Origin of the sequence: Streptomyces sp. NPDC056987 (genome assembly GCF_042673865.1) — a bacterium.
Classification (GTDB): domain Bacteria; phylum Actinomycetota; class Actinomycetes; order Streptomycetales; family Streptomycetaceae; genus Streptomyces.
The window spans coordinates 57,761-84,524 of record NZ_JBHURV010000021.1 but is presented as its reverse complement, the minus strand read 5'-3'; the positions used below and the strand labels follow the sequence as shown (position 1 = coordinate 84,524).

Genomic DNA, 26,764 nt, shown 5'->3' with positions numbered 1-26,764 from the left:
CCTTCCCGCGCCCGTGGAGCGACATCCGCTCCGGCGACGTCTTGCTCAGGCGACGTTCACACGCTGTCCCGGCGGCGCCGCCTCCAGCCAGGCCAGAAAGCCCGTGAGCGCGTCGTCACTCATCGCCAGTTCCAGCTTGACGCCGTCGTGCGTACAGCCCAGGATCACCGCGTCGGAGAGGAGCGCCAGCTCCTCCTCGCCCTCGGGGGCCCGGCGGGCCAGCACCTCGATGGCGGAGCGCTCCAGCGTACGGCGGGGGCGCGGGGCGTACGAGAAGACCCGGAACCAGTTGATGCGGTCGCTGTTGTAGCGGGCCACCCCGTACACCCAGCCCTTGCCGGAGAGGTCCGGCTCCTCGGGGACGTTCCACCGCAGACTGCAGTCGAAGGTGCCACCGGAACGCTGGATCAGCCGCCGGCGCAGCCCGAAGACGAAGAGCCCCACCGCAACCAGTACGACGACCAGTCCGCAGACAAGCAGAGCGAGGACCATCAACACCGACCTCCTCGCCTCATCCAGTTACCGGAACAGGAACCGCATACCGCTGTACCGCACCCGCATCGCCTCAGCCGCGACCCGGTCCGGAGGGGTCCGGAGCGAGCCGCGGCTGAGGGTGAATCCGTTGCGACGACCCCTAATGGGCCGCCACCGCACGCAGCCGGACGGCGGCGCGACGCTCGGCGGCGTCGTCCTCGCCCGACTTGGCACGCTCCAGCGCCAGCTCCGCGCGCTGGGTGTCGATCTCGTCCGCCAGCTCGGCGATCTCCGCGAGCAGCGACAGCTTGTTGTCGGCGAACGACAGGAAACCGCCGTGGACAGCCGCCACGACCGTTCCGCCGTCACTCGTACGAATGGTCACCGGGCCCGACTCCAGCACACCGAGCAGCGGCTGGTGACCGGGCATGACGCCGATGTCGCCGGAGGTGGTACGCGCGACGACCAGCGTGGCCTCGCCGGACCAGACCTGCCGGTCCGCGGCGACCAGCTCGACATGCAGCTCAGCAGCCATGGGTGGCTCCTCGGGTCACCACCCGGCCGTATCGCCGGGTGTTGGCTTCAATTCTATGGGGTGTCGATGAGGGCATTGGAGGGGGGCGGGACGAACCCGCCCCCCTCCCCGAACCGGAGGCTCAGGAAACGCCGAGTTCCTTGGCCTTGGCCTTCAGGTCGTCCAGGCCACCGCACATGAAGAACGCCTGCTCGGGGAAGTGGTCGTACTCCCCTTCGCAGATCGCGTTGAACGCGGCGATCGACTCGTCGAGCGGCACGTCGGAGCCGTCCAGGCCGGTGAACTGCTTGGCGGCGTGGGTGTTCTGCGACAGGAAGCGCTCGACGCGACGGGCACGGTGGACGACGAGCTTGTCCTCCTCGCCCAGCTCGTCGATACCGAGGATCGCGATGATGTCCTGGAGGTCCTTGTTCTTCTGCAGGATCCCCTTGACGCGGCTGGCCGCGTCGTAGTGCTCCTGCGAGATGTACCGCGGGTCCAGGATGCGGGACGTCGAGTCCAGCGGGTCCACCGCCGGGTAGATGCCCTTCTCCGAGATCGGACGCGACAGCACGGTCGTCGCGTCGAGGTGCGCGAAGGTCGTGGCCGGGGCCGGGTCGGTCAGGTCGTCCGCGGGCACGTAGATCGCCTGCATCGAGGTGATCGAGTGACCACGGGTCGACGTGATGCGCTCCTGGAGCACACCCATCTCGTCCGCCAGGGTCGGCTGGTACCCCACCGCGGACGGCATGCGGCCGAGCAGCGTGGAGACCTCGGAACCGGCCTGGGTGAAGCGGAAGATGTTGTCGATGAAGAGCAGCACGTCCTGCTTCTGCACATCGCGGAAGTACTCCGCCATGGTCAGCGCGGAGAGCGCCACCCGCAGACGGGTCCCCGGCGGCTCGTCCATCTGGCCGAAGACCAGCGCGGTCTTGTCCAGCACGCCCGAGTCGGTCATCTCGTCGATGAGGTCGTTGCCCTCACGCGTGCGCTCACCGACACCGGCGAACACCGAGACACCGTCGTGCAGCTTGGCCACACGCATGATCATTTCCTGGATGAGGACCGTCTTGCCGACGCCCGCACCACCGAACAGACCGATCTTGCCGCCCTTGACGTACGGGGTCAGCAGGTCGACGACCTTCAGGCCGGTCTCGAACATCTCGGTCTTCGACTCAAGCTGGTCGAAGGCCGGGGCCTTGCGGTGGATCGGCCAGCGCTCGGTGACCTGCGCCTCGGCCTCCGGCTCGTTCAGGATCTGACCGAGGGTGTTGAACACCTTGCCCTTGGTGATGTCACCGACGGGCACCGTGATGCCGTTGCCCGTGTCGGTCACCGGGGCCTGGCGGACCAGACCGTCGGTGGGCTGCATCGAGACCGCGCGGACCAGGCCCTCGCCCAGGTGCTGGGCGACTTCGAGGGTCAGCGTCTTGAGCTTGCCGTCCTCGGCCGGGTCGGCCACCTCGACGTGCAGCGCGTTGTAGATCTCCGGCATCGCGTCGACGGGGAACTCCACGTCGACGACCGGGCCGATGACCCGGGACACGCGGCCTGCGGCCGTGCTCCCCGGGGTGGCCGCCTCAACTGTGGTCGTCATTAATTTTCACTCCCCGCGGTCGCGTCGGCCAGGGCGCTCGCGCCACCGACGATCTCGCTGATTTCCTGGGTGATTTCGGCCTGGCGGGCCGCGTTGGCAAGCCGGGAGAGGCTCTTGATGAGTTCCCCGGCGTTGTCGGTCGCCGACTTCATCGCGCGACGGGTGGCAGCGTGCTTGGAAGCGGCGGCCTGGAGCAGCGCGTTGTAGATACGGCTCTCGACGTAGCGCGGCAGCAGGGCGTCGAGGACGTCCTCCGCCGACGGCTCGAAGTCGAACAGCGGCAGGACCTCGGCCCCCCGCTTGAGGACCTCGGCGGACTCCTCCGCGGTGCTCGGGGTGAGCGCCAGCGGCAGCAGCCGGTTCTCGATCGGGGTCTGCGTCATCATCGAGATGAACTCGGTGAAGACGATGTGGATCTCGTCCACCCCGCCGTGCGTCGTGTCCTTGGTGATCGCCTCGATGAGCGGGGCGGCCACCGCCTTCGCGTCGGCGTAGGTGGGGTTGTCCGTGAAGCCCGTCCACGAGTCCGCGACCGGACGCTCACGGAAGCCGTAGTACGCGACTCCCTTGCGACCCACGATGTAGGTCTCGACGTCCTTGCGCTCACTGCTGAGCCGGCTCGTCAGACGCTCGGCCGCCTTGATCGCGTTCGAGGAGTAGCCGCCGGCCAGACCGCGGTCGCTCGTGATGAGCAGGACCGCGGCCCGGGTCGGACGCTCGACCTCGGTCGTCAAGGGGTGCTTGGTCGTGGAGCCGGTCGCCACCGCGGTCACCGCGCGGGTGAGCTCGGTCGCGTACGGCGTCGATGCCGCCACCTGGCGCTGCGCCTTGACGATGCGCGAGGCGGCGATCATCTCCATCGCCTTGGTGATCTTCTTGGTCGCGGTGACGGATTTGATGCGACGCTTGTAGACCCGGAGCTGGGCTCCCATGAGTCAGGTCCCTTCCGTCGTCACTTGGAGGCGTTGACGGCCGGCGCGTCGTCCCCGAGGAGCTGCCCGTCCGACGTCTCGAACTGCCGCTTGAAGGCGGCGATGGCGTCCCCGACGGACTGCAGCGTGTCGTCGGACATCTTGCCGCCCTCGGCGATGCTGGTCAGCAGCTCCTTGCGCTCACGGCGCAGGTGCTCCAGCAGCTCGCTCTCGAAGCGGCGGATGTCCTCGACCGGTACGTCGTCCATCCGACCGGTGGTGCCGGCCCAGACGGAGACGACCTGCTCCTCCATCGGGTACGGCGCGTACTGGGGCTGCTTCAGCAGCTCGACCATGCGCTTGCCGCGCTCCAGCGACGCCTTCGAGGCCGCGTCCAGGTCGGAGCCGAAGGACGCGAACGCCTCCAGCTCGCGGTACTGGGCGAGGTCCACGCGGAGCCGGCCGGAGACCTGCTTCATGGCCTTGTGCTGGGCGGAGCCACCGACACGGGAGACCGAGATACCGACGTTCAGCGCGGGCCGCTGGCCGGCGTTGAAGAGGTCGGACTCCAGGAAGCACTGGCCGTCGGTGATGGAGATGACGTTGGTCGGGATGAACGCGGAGACGTCGTTGGCCTTCGTCTCGACGATCGGCAGACCCGTCATCGAACCGGCACCCAGCTCGTCGGAGAGCTTGGCGCAGCGCTCCAGCAGACGCGAGTGCAGGTAGAAGACGTCGCCCGGGTACGCCTCACGGCCCGGCGGGCGGCGCAGCAGCAGGGAGACGGCGCGGTAGGCGTCGGCCTGCTTCGAGAGGTCGTCGAAGATGATGAGGACGTGCTTGCCCTCGTACATCCAGTGCTGGCCGATGGCCGAACCGGTGTACGGCGCCAGGTACTTGAAGCCGGCCGGGTCGGACGCCGGGGCGGCGACGATGGTCGTGTACTCCAGCGCGCCGGCCTCCTCCAGGGCACCGCGCACGGACGCGATGGTGGAGCCCTTCTGGCCGATGGCGACGTAGATGCAGCGGACCTGCTTCTTCGTGTCGCCGGAGCGCCAGTTGTCACGCTGGTTGATGATCGTGTCGACGGCCAGGGCGGTCTTGCCGGTCTGGCGGTCGCCGATGATGAGCTGGCGCTGGCCGCGGCCGATCGGCACCATGGCGTCGACGGCCTTGTAGCCGGTCTGCATCGGCTCGTGGACCGACTTGCGGACCATGACGCCGGGGGCCTGCAGTTCGAGGGCGCGGCGGCCCTCGGTCGCGATCTCGCCGAGGCCGTCGATCGGGTTGCCGAGGGGGTCGACGACGCGACCCAGGTATCCCTCGCCGACCGCCACGGAGAGGACCTCGCCGGTACGGGTGACCGACTGTCCCTCCTCGATACCGCTGAACTCACCGAGGACGATCGAACCGATCTCGCGCTCCTCAAGGTTGAGGGCGAGACCGAGGGTGCCGTCCTCGAACTTCAGCAGCTCGTTCGCCATGGCCGAGGGAAGTCCCTCGACCTTGGCGATACCGTCGCCGGCCACGCTGACCGTACCGACCTCCTCGCGCGAGGCCGCGTCCGGCTTGTACGACTGGACAAAGTTCTCCAGCGCGTCCCGGATCTCCTCCGGCCGGATCGTGAGCTCCGCCATCTGGGTTCCCTGCTCTCCTTGTTGGGCCCGAAGTTTCTTGGGGGTCTTCGTTCTTGCCTCTGGGGGCGACCCCCAGGAATCTTCTGCAATTCTCTGCACGGCCCAACCGGGCCGCTGTCCTGCTCTGTCGCTCTGTAGCTCTGAAAACCTGCCGGCGTCAGCCGGCCAGCCGCCGGGTCGCCTCGTCGAGACGCTCCGCGACCGTGCCGTTGACGACCTCGTCACCGACGCGAACCGACACCCCGCCGAGGACCTCGGGGTCCACGTCGAGGTTCAGGTGCATCGGGTGGCCGTACAGCTTGGCCAGGGCCGCGCCGAGGCGCCGCTTCTGTCCTTCGGTGAGCGGTACCGCCGAGGTGACGACCGCGACCATCCGGTCCCGGCGCGCCGCGGCGAGCCGGGAGAGGGTCTGGAGACCCGCTTCCAGGCTACGTCCCCGGGGCAGCGTCACAAGACGCACTACCAGGCGTTCCGTGGCCGGATTGGCCCGGCCGCCGAGCAGGCTGCGCAGCAGCCCGGTCTTGGCGGCGTCCGTCGCCGACTGGTCGGTGAGCGCGGATCGCAGCGCGGGGCTGGACTCGACGATCCGGCCGAACCGGAACAGCTCGTCCTCGACGTCGTCCAGACCGCCGGCCCGCTGGGCGCCGGTCAGCTCGGCGACGGAGGCCAGCTCCTCGATCGAGTCGACCAGGTCGCGCGGCTGTGACCAGCGGCTGCGGACCATGCCGGTGACCAGGTCGGCGGTGGAACCGCCCACCTGCCCGCGCAGCAGCGAGCCGGCCAGCTCGGCCTTGGACTCGCCGGTCCGCGCCGGGTCGGTCAGGACCCGGCGCAGCGACACCTCACGGTGGAGCAGCGCCGTGACCGCGGCCAGCTCGTCCGCGAGCTTCACCGCGTCGACCGACGTGGAGTCGGTCAGCGCGTCGAGACGCTCACGTGCGGCGGACTGCGCCTCGCGGCTCGCCCCGCGCACCGTCATCGGGTGGCCTCGGCCTTCGAAGCGCCGTCCTCGAGCTCGTCGAGGAAGCGGTCGATGGTGCGGCTCTGCCGGGCGGAGTCCTCAAGGGACTCGCCGACGAGCTTGCCGGCCAGGTCGGTGGCGAGCTTGCCCACGTCCTGACGGAGCGCGCTGGCCGCGGCCTTGCGGTCCGCCTCGATCTGGGCGTGCCCGGCGGCGATGATCTCTTCCCGCTGCCGCTGCCCTTCCGCCTTCATCTCCTGGATGATGGCGGTGCCCTGCTCGGTCGCCTCCTGGCGGAGCCGGGCGGCCTCGTGCCGGGCTTCGGCGAGCTGGGCCTTGTACTGCTCCAGGACGCTCTGGGCCTCGGTCTTGGCGGCCTCCGCCTGCTCGATACCGCCCTCGATGGCCTCCCGGCGCTCCTCCAGAACCTTGTTGATGTTCGGGAGGAGCTTCTTGGCGAGGAAGAAGAAGACGATGGCGAAGGCGATGGTGCCGATGAGCAGCTCGGGGCCCGGAGGAAGGAGCGGGTTCTGCTCCTCCTCGGCCGCGAGCTGAACCAGATTGGCGATCACATCAGTGCCTTTCGTCGGATGTGTGTCAGGTGGCTGATGTTTAGCGACCGAACACGAACGGCATGACGATGCCGATGAGGGCGAGGGCCTCACAGAAGGCGAAGCCGAGGATCTGGTTGGCGCGGATCAGGCCGGCGGCCTCGGGCTGACGGGCCAGGGCCTGCGTGCCGTTACCGAAGATGATGCCGACGCCGATGCCGGGGCCGATGGCGGACAGACCGTAACCGACGGAGCCGAGGGAGCCGGAAACGGCGGCAAGAGTCTCAGTGGCAGCCATGCTGAAATCTTCCTTCTCTGTACGAACCGGTGGGGGTTGGTCACCGGACGAATTAAGTGTTCGGGCGGGTGGTCGTCAGTGGTGCTCGGCGAGAGCACCCTGAAGGTACGTACAGGCCAGCAGTACGAAGACGTACGCCTGGACGGCCTGGACGAAAAGCTCGAAGAGGATCATCGCCATGGTCATCACGAACGAGACACCGGCGGCCGGGATCATGTAGCTGTTCAGCAGGTACCAGCTCGCGACGGTGAACATCACGAGCATCAGGTGACCGGCGAACATGTTGGCGAAGAGTCGCACGGCGTGGGTGAACGGGCGGACCAGGACGTTCGAGAAGAACTCGATGACCATGACCAGCGGAAGCACCGGGCCCAGCGACTTGTCGTAGCCGGTGATGTTCTTGAAGCCGCCGACGAATCCGTGCCGCTTGAAGGTCACCGACATCCACAGCACGTAGACGATGATGGCGAGAACGATCGGGTAGGCGATGACCGACGACACCGGGAACTGGGCCAGCGGAATCACGGACCAGATGTTCATCAGCCAGATGAAGAAGAACAGCGAGACCATCAGGGGGACATACTTCTCGCCCTCCTTCTTGCCCATCGTCTCGTAGACGATCCCGCGGCGAACGAAGTCGTAGCCGGCCTCGCCGATCATCTGGAGCTTGCCGGGCACCACCTTGGGCTTGCCGAAGGCGGCCCAGAAAAGTCCGACGACGAGCACGGTCGTGAGCAGCGCGAGCAGCATCACCTTGTTGAACTCGAACCCGCCCGCCGAGAAGATCGGCTGGAACAGGAAGGAGTGCAGGCCCGGTGCCGGAAAGCCACAGCCGTTGTCGGACAGGATGCGGCAGTTCCAGTCAAAGGCGAGCTGGGTCTGGTCAGCACTCACCGCGGGCTCCTTCAGCGTGGCGCATATGTACGGCAACCTCGTTGTGTCGGCGCGGCGCGCGGCCGCGGTTCGGCACTGGACTGGTGTTACGGATGTGGGAACGGCGGTCGGGCGTTGAGCCTCGCGTAGGAACAGGCGTCAGCTCGGATGCCCGCGCCCGCAATGCCGCAGTTGGCACCGGACGATAGCAGTTTCCCGAACGGGCACTTATCCCGGCCCTACCCCTCACGCCGATGACCCTGACTTCTCGGCCTTTCCGGCCGTCGAGGACTCGGGTTCGACGTAGAGGATCTTGGCCTTCATGTGCGCCCGCGCCTGTGCGGCGATCCAGACGACGGTCGCCACGACGAGCGCGGCGGCGAACGTCTTCGGGTGGAACAGCGTGGTGTCCTTGAAGACACCCACGAAGATCAGCAGCAACAGGAGCTGAGCCGTGTAGAGCATCAGACCCATCGCCTGGAAAAGGTGCGGAAGTGACTTGGCCGTGCGTTCGAGCACCACGAGCCCGATACCCATGAAAACGATCACCACCAATGTGCCGACCGCGGCTCCCAGCGCCCCCTTGCCGCCCGCGACCACACCACTGACGGCCGCGGCGATGACGCCGACGGCAGCGGTGGGCACGGCGGTGTGAAGGAGGTTCCGGACGTCGTTGGACGGCATGGCGGCAGCTCCGCTGAATGGGTGGGGCAGGTGGTGTCGTCACAGACGAGCGTAGGCCCGGTCCGAGAGAGAGTTTCTCGGGCCAACGGACCGTCGCACTACGGTCCTTCGGCTCTGTCGCCGGGTCTCGTGAACAGTATCACAAACTATTTGATGAGGTCTTTACCATGGGGGTGTGCGGACCGTCACACATGAGAGTGAGCCCGCGCGTGTGTGCACGACAGGGGGGCACCTTGTCTGGTATTGGGGTCCGGCGGGGCAAATGAGGGGCGGGTCACTGCCGTGAGCCGGCCTTCCTTCGATCGGGTAGACGCGAACGAGCGCCGATGGCGGTCGCCCCGTTGACGCCGGCCGGAACGGGCGTACGAACTTCAGCGGGCGGCTCGTGCTCGTGTGCGTGGACACAGGCGGCTCCGACCGCCGCACCGTCCGCGTCCCCCTCCGCGCCTTCCAGGGCCTCGGGCGCCTCCACGGCCGCCGCCGTACGCCTGCGGCGCCGGTAGCGGGGCGGCACGTACGCCTGCGCCCACAGCGGCGCCCGGGGGGTGAAGCGCGGCAGCAGCAGCAGGACCAGGCCCACCGCGCTCAGCGCCACCACGACCAGCAGGATCCACATCGACGCCGAGTGCACCGAGTACGCGACCACACCGAACGCGATCAGCGCCGACCAGAAGTACATGATCAGCACCGACCTGCTGTGCGAGTGGCCGATCTCCAGCAGCCGGTGGTGCAGGTGGCCGCGGTCGGCGGCGAACGGCGACTTGCCGTTCCAGGTGCGGCGTACGACCGCCAGCACCAGGTCGGCGAAGGGGATCGCGATGATCGTCAGCGGCAGCAGCAGCGGGATGAAGACCGGCAGCGCCGCGTGGGTGGCCTGGCGGGTGGAGCCCTCGAAGATCTTCAGCGCGTCCGGGTCGACCTGGCCGGTCACCGAGATCGCGCCCGCCGCGAGCACCAGGCCGATCAGCATCGACCCGGAGTCGCCCATGAAGATCCGCGCCGGATGCATGTTGTGCGGCAGGAAGCCCACGCACATGCCGATCAGGATCGCCGCGAAGAGCGTCGCGGGGGCCGCCGCCTCGATGCCGTACCCGTACCAGATCCGGTAGGTGTACAGGAAGAACGCCGCGGCGGCGATGCAGACCATGCCGGCCGCGAGGCCGTCGAGACCGTCCACGAAGTTGACCGCGTTGATGGTGATCACCACCAGCGCCACGGTCAGCAGGGTGCCCTGCCACGAGGTCAGCGCGACCGTGCCGACACCGGGCACCGGGATCCACAGGATCGTCAGACCCTGCATGACCATCACACCTGCGGCGATCATCTGCGCGCCGAGCTTGATCAGGGCGTCGATCTCGAACTTGTCGTCCAGGACACCGATCAGCCAGATCAGCGCGGCGCCGGAGAGCAGCGCGCGCGGTTCGTTCGACAGCTCGAAGACCCCGTTGAGGTTCTGCAGGTTGTCCGCGACGAGCAGTCCGGCGCACAGGCCGAAGAACATGGCGATACCGCCGAGCCTCGGCGTCGGTTCGCGGTGCACGTCGCGGGCGCGGATCTCCGGCATCGCTCCGGTCGCGATGGCGAACTTCCGCACCGGCCCGGTCAGCAAATAGGTCACCGCGGCCGTCACGCAGAGCGTCAGCAGGTAATCACGCACGGGCTGCCCCACAGGAATCGCTGGCCATCTCAGCCCCACACATTAGCCCGCGCCGGACCTCGGGACGGAAATCCGGTCGCCTATGAGACAGGACACGGAGGCGGAGCGGAACGGTTGCACGGGTTCCCCGTACGGAAAGTTCCATTCAGGAAACGGTCGGATACGGCGGGAAACGGCCCACCAGTTCCCTGACCGTGTCACGGAGCGCGCCGCGGGCCGTAGAGGTCCCAGCGGCCCCCTGAGCGTCCTCCCGCACCGCCGAGGCGATGACTGCCCCCGCCCGCCCCATCTCGCCCTCACGCATGCCCTGAGTGGTCACGGCGGCCGTCCCCAGCCGTACGCCGCGCCCGTCCGCGGACGGCAGCGCGCAGGTGTCCACCACCACGCCCGCCGCCGCGAGCCGGCCGCGGGCGGTTCTGCCGTCCACGCCGAGCGGCGTGGGATCGACGGTGAGCAGATGGGTGTCCGTGCCGTCCGTGGTGATCCCGAACCCCTCCTCGGCCAGCGCCTCGGCCAGCGCCCGCGCGTTGGCGACGACCTGGTGCGCGTACGTGGCGTACGCCGGCGTGGCCGCCTCCCCGAAGGCGACCGCCTTCGCGGCGATGGTGTGCATCTGCGCGCCGCCCTGCGTGAACGGGAACACGGCGCGGTCGACGCGCTCCGCGTACTCCGCGCCGCACAGGATCATCCCGCCGCGGGGACCGCGCAGCACCTTGTGTGTCGTGGCGCACACGACGTCCGCGTACGGTACGGGGCTGGGCGCCGCGCCCCCGGCGACCAGCCCGATGGGGTGCGCGGCGTCGGCGATCAGATAGGCGCCCACGTCGTCGGCGATCTCCCTGAAGGCCGCGTAGTCGATATGGCGCGGATAGGAGATCGAGCCGCACACCAGCGCCTTGGGGTGGTGCGTCCGCGCCAGGTGACGGACCTGCGCGTAGTCGATGAGCCCGGTCCGCGCGTCGACCCCGTACCCCACGAAGTCGAACCAGCGTCCCGAGAAGTTGACGGGAGAGCCGTGCGTAAGGTGCCCGCCGTACGGCAGCCCCATGGCGAGGACGGTGTCCCCGGGCCGCAGCAGCGCGGCGTACGCCGCGAGCACGGCGGACGACCCGGAGTGCGGCTGTACGTTGGCGTGCTCGGCCCCGAACAGCGCCCGGGCCCGCTCGACGGCGACCCGCTCGGCGGCGTCCACCAACTCGCAGCCGCCGTGGTGGCGGGCGCCGGGGTAGCCCTCTGCGTACTTGTTGGCGAGCGGGGAGCCGAGCGCCGCGAGCACGGCGGGCGAGGTGAAGTTCTCGGCGGCGATGAGTTGGAGGCTGTCGGCCTGGCGCCGCGCCTCGCCGAGCATGATCTCGGCCATCTCGGGATCCTGGCGGCGCAGGACCTCCAGGGCCGCCTCCGGCGCGCTCCGGGCCGGGCGGGGGCCCGGGTGAGGCTCCGCGTGGGGTTCGATGACGACCGGCATGACGGGCTCCGGGCCTCGGCGGGGGCGTGACGCCTTCCAATGTAGGCCGCGGGGACCCGGCCCGCCCGATGGTGCGTCGGGGACCATGGGGGGCATGACGACGATTCTGCGCGGGAAGCTGGTGACGCTGCGTCCGGTGATGGAGGCGGACATTCCGGCACTGGCGGCGATCCGGGCCACACCCGAGGTGTACGCGCGCTGGCGGGGCGGCGAGGACCACACCGCCGCGGTCGCCGACGACCTGGCGGACCCCGGGGCCGAGGTCTTCGCGGTGGAGTACGGCGGCCGGGTGGCGGGCGCGGTGCAGTGGGGCGCCGAGAAGGAGCCGGACTACCGGCACGCGAGCATCGACATCTACCTCGACCCGGCGGTGCACGGACGGGGCGTGGGCACCGACACCGTACGGACCCTGGCCCGCCATCTCGTCGACGACCACGGGTTCCACCGGCTGGTGATCGACCCGGCGGCCGACAACGCCGCCGCGGTCCGCTGCTACCACAAGGTCGGTTTCCGCCCGGTGGGGATCATGCGGCAGTACGAGCGGGGGCCCGACGGGACCTGGCACGACGGACTGCTGATGGATCTGCTCGCCGGGGAGCTGACGTGACGATCCGGTCAGACCCTGGGACAGGTCCTACGGCTTCGCGGATACGCCGGTGAGCGCCGTGACCACCGGGTCGAGGGCCTGGTGGATCTCCTCGCCGATCGAGCGGAAGAACGTGATCGGCGCCCCGTACGGGTCGTACACCTCGTCCGCCTCCGCCGTCGGCGCCAGCAGCCAGCCGCGGAGCGCCGCCGCGGCGCGCACCAGGGCGCGGGCGCGCTCCACGACACCCTCGTCCAGGGGGTCGGGCAGCGTCGCCGGGTCTATGGCCCGCACCAGACGGGTGAACTCCTTCAGCGTGAACGTGCGCAGCCCCGCCGAGTGCCCCATCGAGATGACCTGGGCACGGTGGTCGCGGGTCGCGGTGAGGACCAGATCCGCGCGGATGACGTGCTCGTCGAGCAGTTCGCGGCCGACGAAGCCGGAGGCGTCCGCACCGAAGTCGGCGAGGACGGCCTCCGCGTTGGCCTCCATGGGGGCGCCCTCGTGCCCCCAGGTGCCCGCGCTCTCCACGATCAGGCCACCGGTCAGCCGCTCCCCCAGGCGGGCGCTCAGGGCGTGCCGGTTGAGCCGCTCGGTGATGGGCGAGCGGCACACGTTGCCGGTACTGACGTGGAGGATGCGGAAGGTGGTGCCGGTGGTCGAGGACTCCGCTATGCCACGCCCCTCAGGGGCGGTCAATTGGCCACCTCAAGGTCGGGTACCACCTTGCGGAGCTCCTCGGCGTCGAGGGCGCCGGCCCGCAGCAGCACCGGCACCTTGCCGGTGACGTCGACGATCGAGGACGGTACGTTCCCCGGCGTCGGGCCGCCGTCGAGGTAGACGGAGACGGAGTCCCCGAGCATCTCCTGGGCCGCGTCGCAGTCCTCGGGGGCCGGGTGTCCCGTGAGGTTGGCGCTGGAGACGGCCATCGGGCCGACCTCGGTGAGCAGTTCGATCGCCACCGGGTGCAGCGGCATCCGGATCGCGACCGTGCCCCGGGTGTCGCCCAGGTCCCACTGGAGGGACGGCTGGTGCTTGGCGACCAGGGTCAGGGCGCCCGGCCAGAACGCGTCGACCAGTTCCCACGCCTGCTCGGAGAAGTCCGTGACGAGGCCGTGCAGGGTGTTCGGGGAGCCGATCAGGACGGGCGTGGGCATGTTGCGGCCCCGGCCCTTGGCCTCCAGCAGATCGGCGACGGCCTCCGAGCTGAAGGCGTCCGCGCCGATCCCGTACACGGTGTCGGTGGGCAGCACGACCAGCTCACCGCGGCGCACGGCGGACGCGGCCTCCCGCAGACCCGTGGTGCGGTCGGTCGCGTCGTTGCAGTCGTATCGCCGAGCCATTTTAGGAAGCCTCCTCGTGCGCGAACACGGTCCGGGTCGTCGCGGTCTGGGTCGTCGCGGTCTGGGTCATCGAAGCGGAAGGATCGTGAGGTACGGAAGAGGCACGAGGCACAGGCGTGGCGTTCACCGAGTCGGTCACGGCAGCGCCTTGCGTGCCGTGGCGAAGCGCGGGCGCTTGTTCAGGTCCGGGTGGTCCGCGGCGTCCGCCCAGCCGGACTCCTCGCTGAAGATCCACGGGACCTGGCCGCCCTGCGTGTCCGCGTGCTCGACGACGACGAGGCCGCCGGGCCGCAGCAGCCGGTGCGCGGTGCGTTCGATGCCGCGGATGGTGTCGAGGCCGTCCTCGCCGGAGAAGAGGGCCATCTCCGGATCGTGGTCACGGGCCTCGGGGGCCACGTACTCCCACTCGGTGAGCGGGATGTACGGCGGGTTGGAGATGACCAGGTCGACCTGGCCGTCCAGCTCGGGCAGGGCGCTCAGGGCGTCACCCTGGTGGACGGTGACCCTGGATCCCTCGGCGTTCTTCCGCGTCCAGGTCAGGGCGTCCTCGGACAGCTCCACGGCGTGCACGCGCGAGCGGGGCACCTCCTGCGCCATGGCGAGCGCGATCGCGCCGGAGCCCGAGCACAGGTCGACCACGACGGGCTCGACGACGTCCATCGCCCGGACGGCGTCTATGGCCCAGCCGACGACCGACTCGGTCTCCGGACGGGGCACGAAGACACCGGGGCCCACCTGGAGCTCCAGATAGCGGAAGAAGGCGCGTCCGGTGATGTGCTGGAGCGGTTCGCGGGCCTCACGGCGCGCCACGGCCTCCCAGTAGCGGGCGTCGAAGTCCGCGTCCTTGACGCGGTGCAGCTCTCCCCGTTTGACGGCGTGCACGTACGCGGCGAGCTCCTCCGCGTCGAAACGCGGCGAGGGCACGCCCGCGTCGGCCAGCCGCTGGGTGGCCTGGGCCACCTCCGCGAGCAGCAGGCTGCGCCGCTGGGAGTCGCTGGGCCCCCCAGAATGTGGCTGCACGCTGGTTCCTCCGGACTGCGAGTGCGGTCACCGGGGGCGGTGACCGCGGATCCTGTTACTGGGCGGCTGCTAGCTTCGCGGCGGAGTCGGCGTCGACACACGCCTGGATGACCGCGTCCAGGTCCCCGTCGAGCACCTGGTCCAAGTTGTACGCCTTGAAACCGACGCGGTGGTCCGAGATCCGGTTCTCCGGGAAGTTGTACGTACGGATCTTCTCGGACCGGTCGACGGTACGGACCTGGCTGCGCCGGGCGTCCGCCGCGTTCTTCTCCGCCTCCTCCTGGGCCGCGGCGAGCAGCCGCGAGCGCAGGATACGCAGGGCCTGCTCCTTGTTCTGGAGCTGGCTCTTCTCGTTCTGGCAGGAGGCGACGACTCCGGTCGGCAGGTGAGTGATGCGTACGGCGGAGTCGGTGGTGTTGACGGACTGGCCGCCGGGTCCCGAGGAGCGGTAGACGTCGATACGGAGATCGTTGGCGTGGATCTCGACATCGACCTCCTCGGCCTCGGGCGTGACCAGCACACCGGCGGCCGAGGTGTGGATACGGCCCTGCGACTCGGTGGAGGGCACACGCTGCACGCGGTGCACGCCGCCCTCGTACTTGAGCCGTGCCCAGACGCCCTGTCCGGGCTCGGTGGCGCCGTTGCCGCCCTTGGTCTTGACGGCGACCTGGACGTCCTTGTAGCCGCCCAGCTCGGACTCGGTGGCGTCGATGATCTCGGTCTTCCAGCCGACGCGCTCCGCGTACCTCAGGTACATGCGCAGCAGGTCGCCGGCGAAGAGGGCGGACTCGTCGCCGCCCGCGCCGGCCTTGACCTCAAGGATGACGTCCTTGTCGTCGCTGGGGTCGCGCGGGACGAGGAGCAGGCGCAGCTTCTCGGTCAGTTCCTCGCGCTGCTTCTCCAGGGCCTTGGCCTCGGCGGCGAAGTCCGGGTCGTCGGCGGCGAACTCGCGGGCCGTGGTGATGTCCTCGCCGGTCTGCTTCCAGGAGCGGTACGTGGCGACGATCGGGGTCAGCTCGGCGTAACGCTTGTTGAGCTTGCGCGCGTTGGCCTGGTCGGCGTGGACCGACGGGTCGGCGAGCTGCTTCTCCAGACCGGCGTGCTCGCCGATCAGTTCCTCGACCGCCTCGAACATTCGGGGGCTCCTGTGTTTCTCGCGTGACTCGCGTGACTCGCGTAGCTCACGTGGCTCGCGTTAAGTGGCTCGCGTTAAGAAGATGCTGCGGCAGGTGCTTCGGCCGTGCTGCGGGACGCCAAAGCGCCGGTCCCGGCGCCCCGCGCGTACGGGGCGCCGAGGACCGGCGCAGGTGGCTCGCTACTTCTTGGCGGAGCCGGCGGCCTTGCCGAAGCGGGCCTCGAAGCGGGCCACGCGGCCACCGGTGTCGAGGATCTTCTGCTTGCCCGTGTAGAACGGGTGGCACTCGGAGCACAGGTCGGCACGGATGGTGCCGGACTCGATCGTGCTGCGGGTGGTGAACGACGCACCGCAGGTGCAGCTGACCTGGGTCTCGACGTACGCGGGGTGGATGTCGCGCTTCAAGGGGTTCTCCTAGTTCCGGGAGGGCACCGGGTCGTACGCGCTGATTGCGCGGACGTGAACCGGGGCCGACGTACCAGTCTGCCAGGACCGGCCGTATCTCCCAAAACCGGGGGGCGCTCGCACGTATTCCCGGGCTTCCCGGGGCTCTGTTCGCGTCAGCCGGTGTTGACGACGCTGTGGGCCGAGCCCTTGTCGCCCGCCGATTCCCTGGTGGCGGAGGCGGGGACCGGCCTGTCCTGCTTGAGGGCCGTCCAGACCTGCTGCGCGGCGGCCGGGAGGGGCAGGACGCGGTTCGGGTCCGCCGGGTCGTAGCGGACCGGGAGGGTGACCATGTGGACGTCCTGGGCGCCGAGGTCCTTGAGCCCGCCGGCGAACCCGACCAGTTTGTCGACCGTGTCGAGCTGGGAGTCGGGGGTGATCGCACGGGTGGCGGTGTCGGCGAGGTCGTAGAGCTTCTTCGGGTCGCTGAACACGCCGACGCTCTTGACCTGCTCGATCAGCGCCTTGATGAAGGACTGCTGGAGCTGGATCCGGCCGAGGTCACTGCCGTCCCCGACGCTGTGGCGGGTCCGTACGAGTCCGAGGGACTGCTCCCCGTTCAGGGTGTGGGTGCCGGGGGCGAGCTTGAGGTGGCTCTTGGGGTCGTCGATCGGCCGCGTGGTGGTGATCTTCACGCCGCCGAGCGTGTCGACGAGTTTCTTGAAGCCGGTGAAGTCGACCTCGATGTAGTGGTCCATGCGCAGTCCGGACATCTGCTCGACGGTCTTGACCGCGCAGGCCGGGCCGCCCACCTCGTACGCCGTGTTGAACATGGCGAGCCGCTGCCCGGCCACGGCGGCGCCGTCGGAGTCCGTGCAGGCGGGGCGGTCGATCAGGGTGTCGCGCGGTACGGAGACGACGCTGGCCCGCTGGTGGCCCTTGTAGACGTGGACGACCATCGCGGTGTCCGAGCGGGCGCCGCCGCCGTCCTGGCCGTACTCCGCGTTGGCGCCGGAGCGGGAGTCCGAGCCGAGGACGAGGATGTTCTCGGAGCCGTTGCCGGAGCCGGCGGGGCGGTCGCGGCCGAGCTGGGCGTTGATGTCGACACCGTTCAGGTTGCCGTTGAGCTTGAAGTAGACGTAGCCGAGCCCGGAGCCGCCGACGAGGACGAGGGCCGCCGCGGACCACGCGGCGATGACGGTGGCGCGGCGGCGCCGGCCCGGCTTCCCGCGGCGTCTGCCGCGGCCTCGTATTCGGCTGCTGTTCCCGTCGCCCATGGTCTCCCTCTGTCCGTCGTGCGGGTCCCGCTACCTCCTGCCGTGGTGACGAGGCGCACTATGTCGCCACTTGTACAGACAGTGAAGCACCAAGATGGGTTGCACAGCATGCGGTGGAGATGTCCGGAAAAGCAACGCGGCCGGACGGCGGCCCGGCGCCCTCCGCGCCACCCGGGCCCTGCCCCGCGTACCGCCGCCCACCTGGGCATTCGGCACGCGCGCCGGGCCCGGGGCGCCCAGGGGGCGTCCAGGGGCCCGCACGGGGCGTGTGGGATAAGTCTCCGGCGGGGGTCGCCCGTACGGGCTCGTCGTCGTACGGGCCCGTACGACGACGCGGGGCGCGGGCGAGGACCCTGCGGACGGGGCCGCACGAACGGGAACCGCCCCGTCACCTGTCGTGACGGGGCGGTTCTCGCCGTACGGCGTACGGGACGCTGCGGGTCCGGTCAGTCGTTGCCGTTGGAGCCCGGGGTCGTCTTCTGGATCTGGAGCAGGAACTCCGCGTTGGACTTGGTCTTCTTCATCTTGTCCAGGAGGAGTTCGATCGCCTGCTGCTGGTCGAGCGCGTGCAGCACCCGGCGCAGCTTCCACACGACGGCCAGTTCCTCGCCGCCGAGCAGGATCTCCTCCTTGCGGGTGGAGGACGCGTCCACGTCGACCGCCGGGAAGATGCGCTTGTCCGAGAGCTTCCGGTCGAGCTTGAGCTCCATGTTGCCGGTGCCCTTGAACTCCTCGAAGATCACCTCGTCCATGCGCGAGCCGGTCTCGACGAGCGCGGTGGCCAGGATGGTCAGCGAGCCGCCGTCCTCGATGTTGCGCGCGGCGCCGAAGAAGCGCTTCGGCGGGTAGAGCGCGGTCGAGTCGACACCACCGGACAGGATGCGTCCGGAGGCGGGCGCCGCGAGGTTGTACGCGCGGCCCAGACGGGTGATGGAGTCCAGCAGGACGACCACGTCGTGGCCCAGCTCCACGAGGCGCTTGGCGCGCTCGATGGCGAGTTCCGCGACGGTGGTGTGGTCCTCGGCCGGGCGGTCGAAGGTCGAGGAGATGACCTCGCCCTTGACCGACCGCTGCATGTCGGTGACCTCTTCGGGACGCTCGTCGACGAGGACGACCATCAGGTGGCACTCGGGGCTGTTGACCGTGATCGCGTTGGCGATGGCCTGGAGGATCATGGTCTTGCCGGTCTTCGGCGGGGCCACGATCAGACCGCGCTGGCCCTTGCCGATCGGTGCGACGAGGTCGATGATCCGCGTGGTCAGCACGCCCGGGTCGGTCTCCAGGCGGAGCCGGTCCTGCGGGTAGAGCGGGGTCAGCTTCTGGAACTCCGGGCGGCCGCGGCCGGATTCGGCCCCCATGCCGTTGGCGGAGTCGAGGCGGACGAGCGCGTTGAACTTCTCGCGGCGCTCGCCGTCCTTGGGCTGACGGACGGCCCCGGTGACGTGGTCGCCCTTGCGCAGGCCGTTCTTGCGGACCTGGGCGAGCGAGACGTACACGTCGTTGGGGCCCGGCAGGTAGCCGGAGGTCCTGATGAACGCGTAGTTGTCGAGGATGTCGAGGATGCCCGCGACGGGGATCAGCACATCGTCGTCGGCGACCTGGGGCTCGCCGGGGCCGAACTCGTCGCGCCCGCGGCGGCCTCGGCGGTCGCGGTAGCGCCCGCGCCGGCCGCGCCGGCCGCCCGCCTCGTCGTCGAAGTCGTCCTGGGGGGCGTTGCTCTGGCCGCCGTGCTGGCCCTGGCCGCCACCGCGGTTGTCGCGGTCGCCCCGGCCGCCCTGCTGCCGGTTGCTGCCGCCGCCCTGCTGCTGGCCGCTCTGGCCGCCCTGCTGGTCGTCGCCCTTGCCCCGGCGGTCGCGCTGCCGGTCGCGGCGTCCCTCGCGGTCCCGGTCGCCGCGCTGGCCGCGGTCCCGGTCGCCGCGGCGTCCGTCGGTCTCGCCCTGGGTGACGGTGCCGGCGGAGGCGGCCACGGCCGCCTCGGTCCGGGCGTCGGGGCGCTCCTCGACCTTGACGTCGGCCGGGGCGTCCACCGCGGCCTCCGCCTTCGTGTCGGGGCTGCCGGCCTGCGCGGTGGCCCTGCGGCGGCGGCGCTCGCCCGCGGGCTGGTCGTCGCTGGCGGGCTGGCCGGGGATGTCGATCTGCTGCTGGGCCACGGCCTGGTCGGCCTGGTTGGCGTTCTCCCCGCCCGACGCGGCGGCTTCGCCCGTACGGGCCTTGGAAGTTGCCCGGCGCTTGGGCTTGGTCTCGGCGTCGGCGCTGCCGTTGGCACCGGCGGCGGTCTTCGCCGCCGCTCCGCCTCCGGCCTGTGCTTCCTTGATGACCTCGATCAACTGGCTCTTGCGCATCCGCGCGGTGCCCCTGATGCCGAGGCCCGACGCGACCTGCTGCAACTCGGCCAGGACCATGCCGTCAAGGCCGGTGCCGGAGCGGCGGCGCCGTGTGGTGGTGCCAGTGGCAGCACCTTCGGCGGGCGCGGTGGTGTCGACAGTGCTGTCGGCAGTCACGCCCATCAGATCGGTGGTGTCGCTCACGAAGGGTCCTTCCCTGGAGCGGACGTCGGCCTTCTGGCTCGGCGACCGGTTGTGCTGCCGGCTGCGGTCCCATGTGGTGGACCGTGCCGGGGCGGTGGTCCCGCCGGGTACGGCGGAGAAATCTGCAAACGTGCGAACAAGCGATGGGTCCGGCCCGAGGTCCCCCTGCTCGGCCCTCCGCTGGGAAAAACGGGGGGTGTCGTGCCGGTTCCGGTGCGTGCTCAAAACTGCTCAGGCAGGCTGCTCAGGCAGTTGGGGAGGCTCCCGGAAGAAGGGCGGTCCCGATGTGGGACACGATGCACCGCGCCTGAAAGACGTCGGCTGCAGACTTGAGGTTAACACTACCGGCTCCAACAAACATTCCCCCTCTCATTCACCGGCAATCTCTTCTGGCTGTTCCTGAGCTGTTCTCGCCAAATGCTCCACGAGTTCCACAGCTCCACGAGCCCTGCCTACGAACCGAGCGGCAGCACGCAGGCACCCGCCGCGTCGAGGGTGAGCCGGTTGGCGGCCCACCCCTCGCCCGCCAGCCGTGCGACCTTGTCGGCCGCACCGTCCTCGACCAGCGCGAGCACCGTGGGGCCCGCGCCGGAGACGACCGCGGGGACGCCGTCCGCGCGCAGTCGGTTGACCAGTGCGATGCTCTCCGGCATCGCGGGGGCCCGGTAGTCCTGGTGGAGACGGTCCTCCGTGGCGGGCAGCAGCAGCTCGGGGCGCCGGGTCATGGCCTCGACGAGGAGGGCCGCGCGACCGGCGTTGGCCGCCGCGTCCACATGGGGGACCGTACGCGGCAGCAGGCCGCGCGCCGTCTCCGTGAGGACCGCCTTGGCGGGGACGAAAACCACCGGAACGATGGAACGGACCGGGTCCATCCTGATGGCGCGGGCGGCTCCCCCGTCCATCCAGGCGAGGGTGAAGCCGCCGAGCAGACAGGCGGCGACATTGTCCGGATGCCCCTCGATCTCGGTCGCCAGTTCCAGCAGCGCCGCGTCGTCGAGCCGGGCGTCCCCGCCTATGGTGACGGCGCGGGCCGCGACGATCCCGGCGCAGATCGCGGCCGAGGAGGAGCCCAGGCCTCGGCCGTGCGGGATGCGGTTGGCGCAGACGACCTCCAGGCCGCGCGGCTGTCCGCCGAGCAGGTCGAAGGCGGTACGGAGGGACCGTACGAGCAGATGGTCCTCGTCGCGGGGAAGCGTCTCGGCGCCCTCACCCGCGATGTCGACGTGCAGCCCCGAGTCGGCGACACGGACCACCACGTCGTCGTAGAGCCCCAGCGACAGGCCCAGGGCGTCGAAGCCAGGGCCGAGGTTGGCGCTGGTGGCGGGGGTGCGCACCCGTACGGCGGCGGCGCGGAACGCGGGACCGGCCATCGCTCTGACGACTCTCCTTGTGACTGCGGTACTGGGCTACCGGCTTGCTGACGTGCTGGCGTGCTGAGGTGTCGCGGTGTCGGTGTCGGTGCCGCGGCAGGTGCGGCGGATTCGCGTGGCTGCGTGGGGTTCCGGGGTGTGCGGGAGGAGGTTTCGAGAGGGACGTACGGAACGCCCGCGGCCACGACGGCGGCAGCACCGCGGCATATGCGGCGGGGCGGATTGGGTACAGCTTATCGAAGGATGGATCGGTGGCGACATAGGGCGCACAGGAGGCGCACGATGCGTGTCGCGTGCCCGCCTGTGCGCCTATGTCGGTCATGTGCGCTTCCCGCCGCCGCACGGGCGGCGGGCGGCGGCGAGGTGCCGCCCGTGGTGGTGTCAGGCGAGACCGAGGCGGGCCGCCGCGGCGACCGCGTCGACCGGCACGGTGACCGGCTGAGGCGCCCCCGCCACGGCCCAGTCGGGGTCCTTGAGCCCGTTGCCGGTGACGGTGCAGACGATGCGCTGGCCGGGGTCGACCTTGCCCTCGTCCGCGGCCTTGAGCAGTCCGGCGACGGAGGCGGCCGAGGCGGGCTCCACGAAGACGCCCTCCTGGGAGGCCAACAGCCGGTAGGCGGCGAGGATCTGGCGGTCCGTCACCTCGTCGATGAAGCCGCCGGACTCGTCGCGGGCGGCCAGCGCGTACTGCCAGGAGGCCGGGTTGCCGATCCGGATCGCGGTGGCGACGGTGTGCGGGTCCTTGACGATCTCACCGCGCACGATCGGCGCGGAGCCGGACGCCTGGAAGCCCCACATGCGCGGCGTGCGCCCCGCCACGCCGTCGGCGGCGTATTCGGTGTAGCCCTTCCAGTACGCCGTGATGTTGCCGGCGTTCCCGACGGGCAGCACATGGATGTCCGGGGCGTCGCCGAGCGCGTCCACGATCTCGAACGCGGCGGTCTTCTGGCCCTCGATACGGACCGGATTGACCGAATTGACCAGCGCCACCGGGTAATGGTCGGAGAGCGAGCGGGCCAGCGTCAGACAGTCGTCGAAGTTGCCCTCGACCTGGAGGATCTTGGCGCCGTGGACCAGGGCCTGGCCCATCTTGCCGATGGCGATCTTGCCCTGGGGCACCAGGACGGCGCAGACCATCCCGGCCCGTACGGCGTAGGCGGCGGCCGAGGCCGAGGTGTTGCCGGTGGAGGCGCAGATGACCGCCTGGGCGCCCTCCTCCTTGGCCCGGGTGATGGCCATGGTCATGCCACGGTCCTTGAAGGACCCGGTGGGGTTGGCGCCCTCGACCTTGAGATGAACCTCACAGCCCGTACGCTCGGAGAGCACCTGCGCCGGGACGAGTGGCGTACCGCCCTCACGGAGGGTGACGACCGGCGTCTTCTCCGTCACCGGGAGGCGGTGCCGGTACTCCTCGATGATGCCGCGCCACTGGTGGACGCCCTCACGGCTGCCCCTGCTGGTCAGGCCATTGCTGGTCATGGGTCCCTTACTCCCCTTCAACACGCATGATGCTGGCGACACCGCGCACGGTGTCGAGCTTGCGCAGTGCCGCGACGGTCCCGGAGAGGGCCGCGTCGGCCGCGCGGTGGGTGACGACGACGAGGGCGGCCTCGCCCGCACCGTCCTGCCGGCCCTTCTGACGGACCGTGTCGATGGACACGCCGTGCTCGGCGAAGACCGTCGCGACCTGGGCGAGCACACCCGGTTTGTCGGCCACGTCGAGACTGATGTGGTAGCGCGTCACCACGTCGCCCATGGGGCTGACGGGAAGCTGGGTGTACGCGGACTCCCCGGGCCCGGTGGCCCCGGCGAGCTTGTTGCGGCAGACGGCGACGAGGTCGCCGAGGACGGCGGAGGCGGTCGGGGAACCGCCCGCGCCCGGGCCGTAGAACATGAGCTGCCCGGCCGCCTCGGCCTCGACGAAGACCGCGTTGTACGCCTCGCGCACGGAGGCGAGCGGATGGCTGAGCGGGATCATCGCCGGGTGGACCCGCGCGGTGACGGAACGGCCGTCGGCGGCCCGCTCGCAGATCGCGAGGAGCTTGACCGTGCAGCCCATGCGCTGCGCGGAGGCGAGGTCGGCGGAGGTGACCTCCGTGATGCCCTCGCGGTGCACGTCGTCGAGGCGTACCCGGGTGTGGAAGGCGATCCCGGCGAGGATGGCGGCCTTGGCGGCGGCGTCGAAGCCCTCGACGTCGGCGGTCGGGTCGGCCTCCGCGTACCCGAGGGCGGTGGCCTCGTCGAGCGCCTCGGAGTAGCCGGCGCCGGCGGTGTCCATCCGGTCGAGGATGAAGTTGGTCGTGCCGTTGACGATGCCGAGGACCCGGTTGACCTTGTCCCCCGCCAGCGACTCGCGCAGCGGCCTGACCAGCGGGATGGCGCCCGCGACGGCCGCCTCGAAGTACAGGTCGCGGCCGTGCCGGTCGGCGGCGTCGTAGAGCGTCGTGCCGTCCTCGGCGAGCAGCGCCTTGTTGGCGGAGACGACGGAGGCGCCGTGCTCGAAGGCGGTGGTGATCAGCGTTCTGGCGGGCTCGATGCCGCCGATGACCTCGACCACCACGTCGATGTCGCCCCGTTTGACCAGGGCGGTCGCGTCGGTGGTGACCAGCGCCGGGTCGATGCCCGCGCGCACCTTGCCGGGGCGCCGGACGGCGACCCCGGCCAGCTCCACCGGGGCCCCGATCCGCGCGGCGAGGTCGTCGGCGTGCGTCGTCATGATGCGCGCCACCTCTGAGCCGACCACACCACAGCCCAGCAGCGCCACCTTCAGCGGACGCGTACGCATCATCCGACCTACGCCTTTCATCCGATTTCATCCGACGCGACCGACACGGTCACGCGGAAGCGTGATTGCCCACCAGTCTCACTCACCGGACGAAGGATTCCGCCCCTCGTCCAGATTGCGAGACATGTATTTCAGTGACCGACATCGAGACGCAGCAGATCTTCCTCCGTCTCGCGCCGGACGATCACCCGGGCCTCGCCGTCCCTGACGGCGACGACCGGCGGCCGGAGCGCGTGGTTGTAGTTGCTCGCCATCGAGCGGCAGTACGCGCCGGTGGCGGGCACGGCGAGCAGGTCGCCGGGGGCCAGGTCGGCGGGGAGGAACGCGTCCCGTACGACGATGTCGCCGCTCTCGCAGTGCTTGCCGACGACGCGGGTCAGCATCGCCTCGGCGTCGGAGGCGCGGGAGACGAGCGCCACGCTGTACTCGGCGTCGTACAGCGCCGTACGGATGTTGTCGGACATGCCGCCGTCCACACTGACATACGTGCGGAGCCCTTCGAGCGGCTTGATCGTGCCCACCTCGTACAGCGTGAAGGCCGTCGGGCCCACGATGGCGCGGCCCGGCTCCACGGAGATACGCGGCGTACGGAGCCCGGCGGCCTCGCACTCGCGGGTGACGATGTCGCTGAGCGCCTTGGCGATGTCGTGCGGCTCGCGCGGGTCGTCCTCGGAGGTGTACGCGATGCCGAGGCCGCCGCCGAGGTCGATCTCGGGCAGCTCCACACCGTGCTCGTCGCGCACCTCGGCGAGGAGCTGGACGACCCGGCGGGCGGAGACCTCGAAGCCGGCCATGTCGAAGATCTGCGAGCCGATGTGGGAGTGGATGCCGGTCAGTTCGAGGCCGTCGAGCTTGAGGGCCCGGCGGACGGCCTCGGCGGCCTGTCCGTCGGCGAGGGCGATGCCGAACTTCTGGTCCTCGTGGGCGGTGGCGATGAACTCGTGCGTGTGCGCCTCCACGCCGACCGTGACCCGGATCTGCACGGGCTGCCGCCTGCCGTGCCGCTGCGCGATGTGCGCGACCCGCACGATCTCCTGGAAGGAGTCGAGGACGATCCGGCCGACCCCCGCCGTGACGGCGCGCTCGATCTCCTCGGTGGACTTGTTGTTCCCGTGGAAGGCGATGCGCTCGGCGGGCATCCCGGCGGAGAGCGCGGTGGCCAGCTCGCCGCCGGAGCACACGTCGAGGTTGAGCCCCTCCTCGTGGAGCCAGCGCACGACGGCGCGGGAGAGGAACGCCTTGCCCGCGTAGAAGACGTCCGCGTCCGCGCCGAAGGCCTCGGCCCAGGCGCGGCAGCGGGCCCGGAAGTCCGCCTCGTCGAGGAAGTACGCCGGGGTGCCGAACTCCTCGGCCAGCTTGGTCACTTCGATCCCGGCGACGGTCACCACACCGTCCTCCGCGCGGCGCACCGTACGCGACCAGACCTTCTCGTCCAGGGCGTTGAGGTCGGCGGCGGGGGCGGTGTAGTGGCCTTCGGGGAGTACGTCGGCGTGGCGGGGGCCTGCGGGGTGTGCGGAACGGCTCATGTGCGTGGCTCTCTTGGCTTCTCTTCAGAGGGGTGCGGAACGGCGTTCACGGGTGCGTGGTGCACGGCTGCTCCGTTCACAGGTGTTCCGGGGCGTCGATGCCGAGCAGGGACAGGCCGCCGGCCAGCACCGTCCCGGCGGCTTCGGCGAGCGCGAGCCGGGACCGGTGGGCGGCCGAGGGTTTCTCGTCGCCGAGGGGCAGCGGGTGGCGGGCGCCCTGGAAGCGCAGGAACGCGTCAGCGGTGTGTTCGAGATGGCGGGCGAGCCGGTCGGGCGCGCGCAGCCGGGCGGCGGCCGCCAGCACGGCCGGGTGGTCGCCGAGGAGCGCGAGGAGCGGGGCCGCGGGGTCCTCGACGGGTCCCGCGTGCTCGTCGTGCCGGTCGTGCTCGTTGTGCTCGTCCTGCCTGTCGCGCTCGTCGTGCCTCTCGTGCTCGTTGACGGGGGCGGCCGGGGTGAGGGCGAGCCGGGCGGCGGCGCGCGCGGTGGCGCGGGTGCGGGCGTACGCGTAGCGCACGAGGAAGAGGCCGTTGCTCTCGCGCTGCACGAGCAGCGCGCGGGCGGCCTCCGGGCCGGTGTACGGCCGGTCGTGCGCGGCGGGCCGCAGCAGCGCCCAGTGGGCGGCGTCGGGGCCGAGCCGGGTGTACAGCTCCTCGGCGGTGGTGCCCGCGGCGACGGGGACGGGGCGCAGCGCCTCGGCGGCGCCGGGGACGACGGCGGCGCCGGCGCCCTGGGTACGGAGCAGCCGCACGGCCGTACGGGTCCACAGGGCGGCCCGGGGCTCCTCCGTGGCCGCCAGGGCGACGGTGGTCCCGGCGAGCGCGTCGCCGTGTCCGTAACGGGCCCCGGCGCGCCGGATCGTACGGAGCAGGCCGGCGTGGGCGCCGGCGCGGCGGCCGGCGGCCAGGGTGAAGTTCAGGAAGCCGGGCCCGGTGATCTCGACATGGGCGATCCCGGCGCCGGGCGCGGTGCGCAGGAGGGTGGTGCGCAGGATCTCGGCGACCTCGCGGGGCGGGCGTCCCGCGGGGCCCGCGAGCCGGAGCGCGACATTGGTGGCGTAGTCGCCCCGGCCGCCGGGACGGGGGCGCTCGACCGCGACCCGTTCGGGCACAGGGCCCGGCAGGGCGTCGTCCTCGACCGCGCGGCACACGGCGTGCAGCACGGTTCGGGAGAGCTCTGCGGGGGTCACGG

25 protein-coding genes are annotated in these 26,764 nt (G+C 70.5%); 1 reads left to right on the top strand and 24 read right to left on the bottom strand.

Annotated elements, in window-relative coordinates; genetic code table 11:
* Window positions 1-45 precede the first annotated feature (45 nt).
* The 12 genes from ACFTZC_RS23750 to glyA all read right to left on the bottom strand — a co-directional run bounded on the left by ACFTZC_RS23750 (window position 46) and on the right by glyA (window position 11,517).
* The gene (locus ACFTZC_RS23750) at window positions 46-492 is read right to left on the bottom strand and encodes a DUF2550 domain-containing protein (protein ID WP_365811397.1); all 447 of its coding nucleotides are present in this window, start codon (window positions 490-492) and stop codon (window positions 46-48) included.
* A 142-nt stretch (window positions 493-634) separates the two neighbouring features.
* The gene (locus tag ACFTZC_RS23745) at window positions 635-1,009 is read right to left on the bottom strand and encodes a F0F1 ATP synthase subunit epsilon (RefSeq protein ID WP_382892810.1); all 375 of its coding nucleotides are present in this window, start codon (window positions 1,007-1,009) and stop codon (window positions 635-637) included.
* A 121-nt stretch (window positions 1,010-1,130) separates the two neighbouring features.
* Entirely contained in the window at window positions 1,131-2,585 is a 1,455-nt protein-coding gene (atpD, locus tag ACFTZC_RS23740) for a F0F1 ATP synthase subunit beta (protein ID WP_365811393.1), read from the bottom strand.
* Entirely contained in the window at window positions 2,585-3,517 is a 933-nt protein-coding gene (locus ACFTZC_RS23735) for a F0F1 ATP synthase subunit gamma (protein WP_382892807.1), read from the bottom strand. The genes atpD and ACFTZC_RS23735 overlap by 1 nt, the downstream gene beginning before the upstream one ends.
* Window positions 3,518-3,537: 20 nt before the next feature.
* Window positions 3,538-5,133, bottom strand: a complete 1,596-nt coding sequence (gene atpA / locus ACFTZC_RS23730) for a F0F1 ATP synthase subunit alpha (RefSeq protein ID WP_382892805.1) — start codon at window positions 5,131-5,133, stop codon at window positions 3,538-3,540.
* A 157-nt stretch (window positions 5,134-5,290) separates the two neighbouring features.
* Complete coding sequence (locus ACFTZC_RS23725; protein WP_382892939.1) at window positions 5,291-6,106, bottom strand: F0F1 ATP synthase subunit delta; 816 nt, start codon at window positions 6,104-6,106, stop codon at window positions 5,291-5,293.
* 2 nt (window positions 6,107-6,108) lie between these two features.
* Window positions 6,109-6,666, bottom strand: coding sequence for a F0F1 ATP synthase subunit B (locus ACFTZC_RS23720; RefSeq protein WP_382892803.1), 558 nt, complete (start codon window positions 6,664-6,666; stop codon window positions 6,109-6,111).
* 40 nt (window positions 6,667-6,706) lie between these two features.
* Complete coding sequence (locus tag ACFTZC_RS23715) at window positions 6,707-6,943, bottom strand: F0F1 ATP synthase subunit C (RefSeq protein ID WP_382892802.1); 237 nt, start codon at window positions 6,941-6,943, stop codon at window positions 6,707-6,709.
* A gap of 75 nt (window positions 6,944-7,018) precedes the next feature.
* Window positions 7,019-7,789, bottom strand: a complete 771-nt coding sequence (gene atpB / locus ACFTZC_RS23710) for a F0F1 ATP synthase subunit A (RefSeq protein WP_382892936.1) — start codon at window positions 7,787-7,789, stop codon at window positions 7,019-7,021.
* Window positions 7,790-8,062: 273 nt separating this feature from the next.
* Window positions 8,063-8,500, bottom strand: a complete 438-nt coding sequence (locus tag ACFTZC_RS23705; RefSeq protein ID WP_382892800.1) for a hypothetical protein — start codon at window positions 8,498-8,500, stop codon at window positions 8,063-8,065.
* Between the two features lie 274 nt (window positions 8,501-8,774).
* Window positions 8,775-10,157, bottom strand: a complete 1,383-nt coding sequence (locus ACFTZC_RS23700) for an MraY family glycosyltransferase (RefSeq protein ID WP_382892798.1) — start codon at window positions 10,155-10,157, stop codon at window positions 8,775-8,777.
* 145 nt (window positions 10,158-10,302) lie between these two features.
* On the bottom strand, window positions 10,303-11,517 hold the full coding sequence (gene glyA, locus ACFTZC_RS23695) for a serine hydroxymethyltransferase (RefSeq protein ID WP_382892934.1): 1,215 nt from the start codon (window positions 11,515-11,517) through the stop codon (window positions 10,303-10,305).
* A 199-nt stretch (window positions 11,518-11,716) separates the two neighbouring features.
* Here glyA and ACFTZC_RS23690 point away from each other — a divergent pair, with 199 nt between their 5' ends.
* Complete coding sequence (locus tag ACFTZC_RS23690) at window positions 11,717-12,229, top strand: GNAT family N-acetyltransferase (RefSeq protein ID WP_382892796.1); 513 nt, start codon at window positions 11,717-11,719, stop codon at window positions 12,227-12,229.
* Between the two features lie 27 nt (window positions 12,230-12,256).
* On the opposite strand, the gene ACFTZC_RS23685 is transcribed toward ACFTZC_RS23690, so the two are convergent.
* The 12 genes from ACFTZC_RS23685 to nrtL form a co-directional block, all read right to left on the bottom strand.
* A complete protein-coding gene (locus ACFTZC_RS23685; RefSeq protein ID WP_382892795.1) occupies window positions 12,257-12,907 on the bottom strand; it encodes a protein-tyrosine-phosphatase in 651 nt (216 codons plus the stop codon).
* The gene (locus tag ACFTZC_RS23680) at window positions 12,904-13,551 is read right to left on the bottom strand and encodes an L-threonylcarbamoyladenylate synthase (RefSeq protein WP_382892793.1); all 648 of its coding nucleotides are present in this window, start codon (window positions 13,549-13,551) and stop codon (window positions 12,904-12,906) included. Before ACFTZC_RS23680 ends, ACFTZC_RS23685 begins: the two co-directional genes overlap by 4 nt.
* A gap of 135 nt (window positions 13,552-13,686) precedes the next feature.
* Entirely contained in the window at window positions 13,687-14,571 is an 885-nt protein-coding gene (prmC, locus tag ACFTZC_RS23675; RefSeq protein ID WP_382892790.1) for a peptide chain release factor N(5)-glutamine methyltransferase, read from the bottom strand.
* Window positions 14,572-14,626: 55 nt separating this feature from the next.
* Window positions 14,627-15,706 carry a peptide chain release factor 1 gene (gene prfA, locus ACFTZC_RS23670; RefSeq protein WP_382892788.1) on the bottom strand — a complete coding sequence of 360 codons (1,080 nt, stop codon included), beginning with the start codon at window positions 15,704-15,706 and terminating at the stop codon, window positions 14,627-14,629.
* 180 nt (window positions 15,707-15,886) lie between these two features.
* Window positions 15,887-16,111 carry a 50S ribosomal protein L31 gene (gene rpmE / locus ACFTZC_RS23665; RefSeq protein WP_365811372.1) on the bottom strand — a complete coding sequence of 75 codons (225 nt, stop codon included), beginning with the start codon at window positions 16,109-16,111 and terminating at the stop codon, window positions 15,887-15,889.
* Window positions 16,112-16,266: 155 nt separating this feature from the next.
* The gene (locus ACFTZC_RS23660; RefSeq protein ID WP_382892786.1) at window positions 16,267-17,367 is read right to left on the bottom strand and encodes an LCP family protein; all 1,101 of its coding nucleotides are present in this window, start codon (window positions 17,365-17,367) and stop codon (window positions 16,267-16,269) included.
* A 446-nt stretch (window positions 17,368-17,813) separates the two neighbouring features.
* Window positions 17,814-19,895 carry a transcription termination factor Rho gene (gene rho, locus ACFTZC_RS23655; protein WP_382892784.1) on the bottom strand — a complete coding sequence of 694 codons (2,082 nt, stop codon included), beginning with the start codon at window positions 19,893-19,895 and terminating at the stop codon, window positions 17,814-17,816.
* Window positions 19,896-20,347: 452 nt separating this feature from the next.
* Window positions 20,348-21,265, bottom strand: a complete 918-nt coding sequence (gene thrB, locus ACFTZC_RS23650; protein ID WP_382892782.1) for a homoserine kinase — start codon at window positions 21,263-21,265, stop codon at window positions 20,348-20,350.
* A gap of 381 nt (window positions 21,266-21,646) precedes the next feature.
* Entirely contained in the window at window positions 21,647-22,744 is a 1,098-nt protein-coding gene (thrC, locus tag ACFTZC_RS23645; RefSeq protein ID WP_382892780.1) for a threonine synthase, read from the bottom strand.
* Between the two features lie 7 nt (window positions 22,745-22,751).
* The gene (locus ACFTZC_RS23640; RefSeq protein WP_382892778.1) at window positions 22,752-24,053 is read right to left on the bottom strand and encodes a homoserine dehydrogenase; all 1,302 of its coding nucleotides are present in this window, start codon (window positions 24,051-24,053) and stop codon (window positions 22,752-22,754) included.
* A gap of 128 nt (window positions 24,054-24,181) precedes the next feature.
* Complete coding sequence (gene lysA / locus ACFTZC_RS23635; protein ID WP_382892775.1) at window positions 24,182-25,576, bottom strand: diaminopimelate decarboxylase; 1,395 nt, start codon at window positions 25,574-25,576, stop codon at window positions 24,182-24,184.
* A 76-nt stretch (window positions 25,577-25,652) separates the two neighbouring features.
* A complete protein-coding gene (gene nrtL / locus ACFTZC_RS23630) occupies window positions 25,653-26,762 on the bottom strand; it encodes an ArgS-related anticodon-binding protein NrtL (protein ID WP_382892773.1) in 1,110 nt (369 codons plus the stop codon).
* Window positions 26,763-26,764 lie beyond the last annotated feature (2 nt).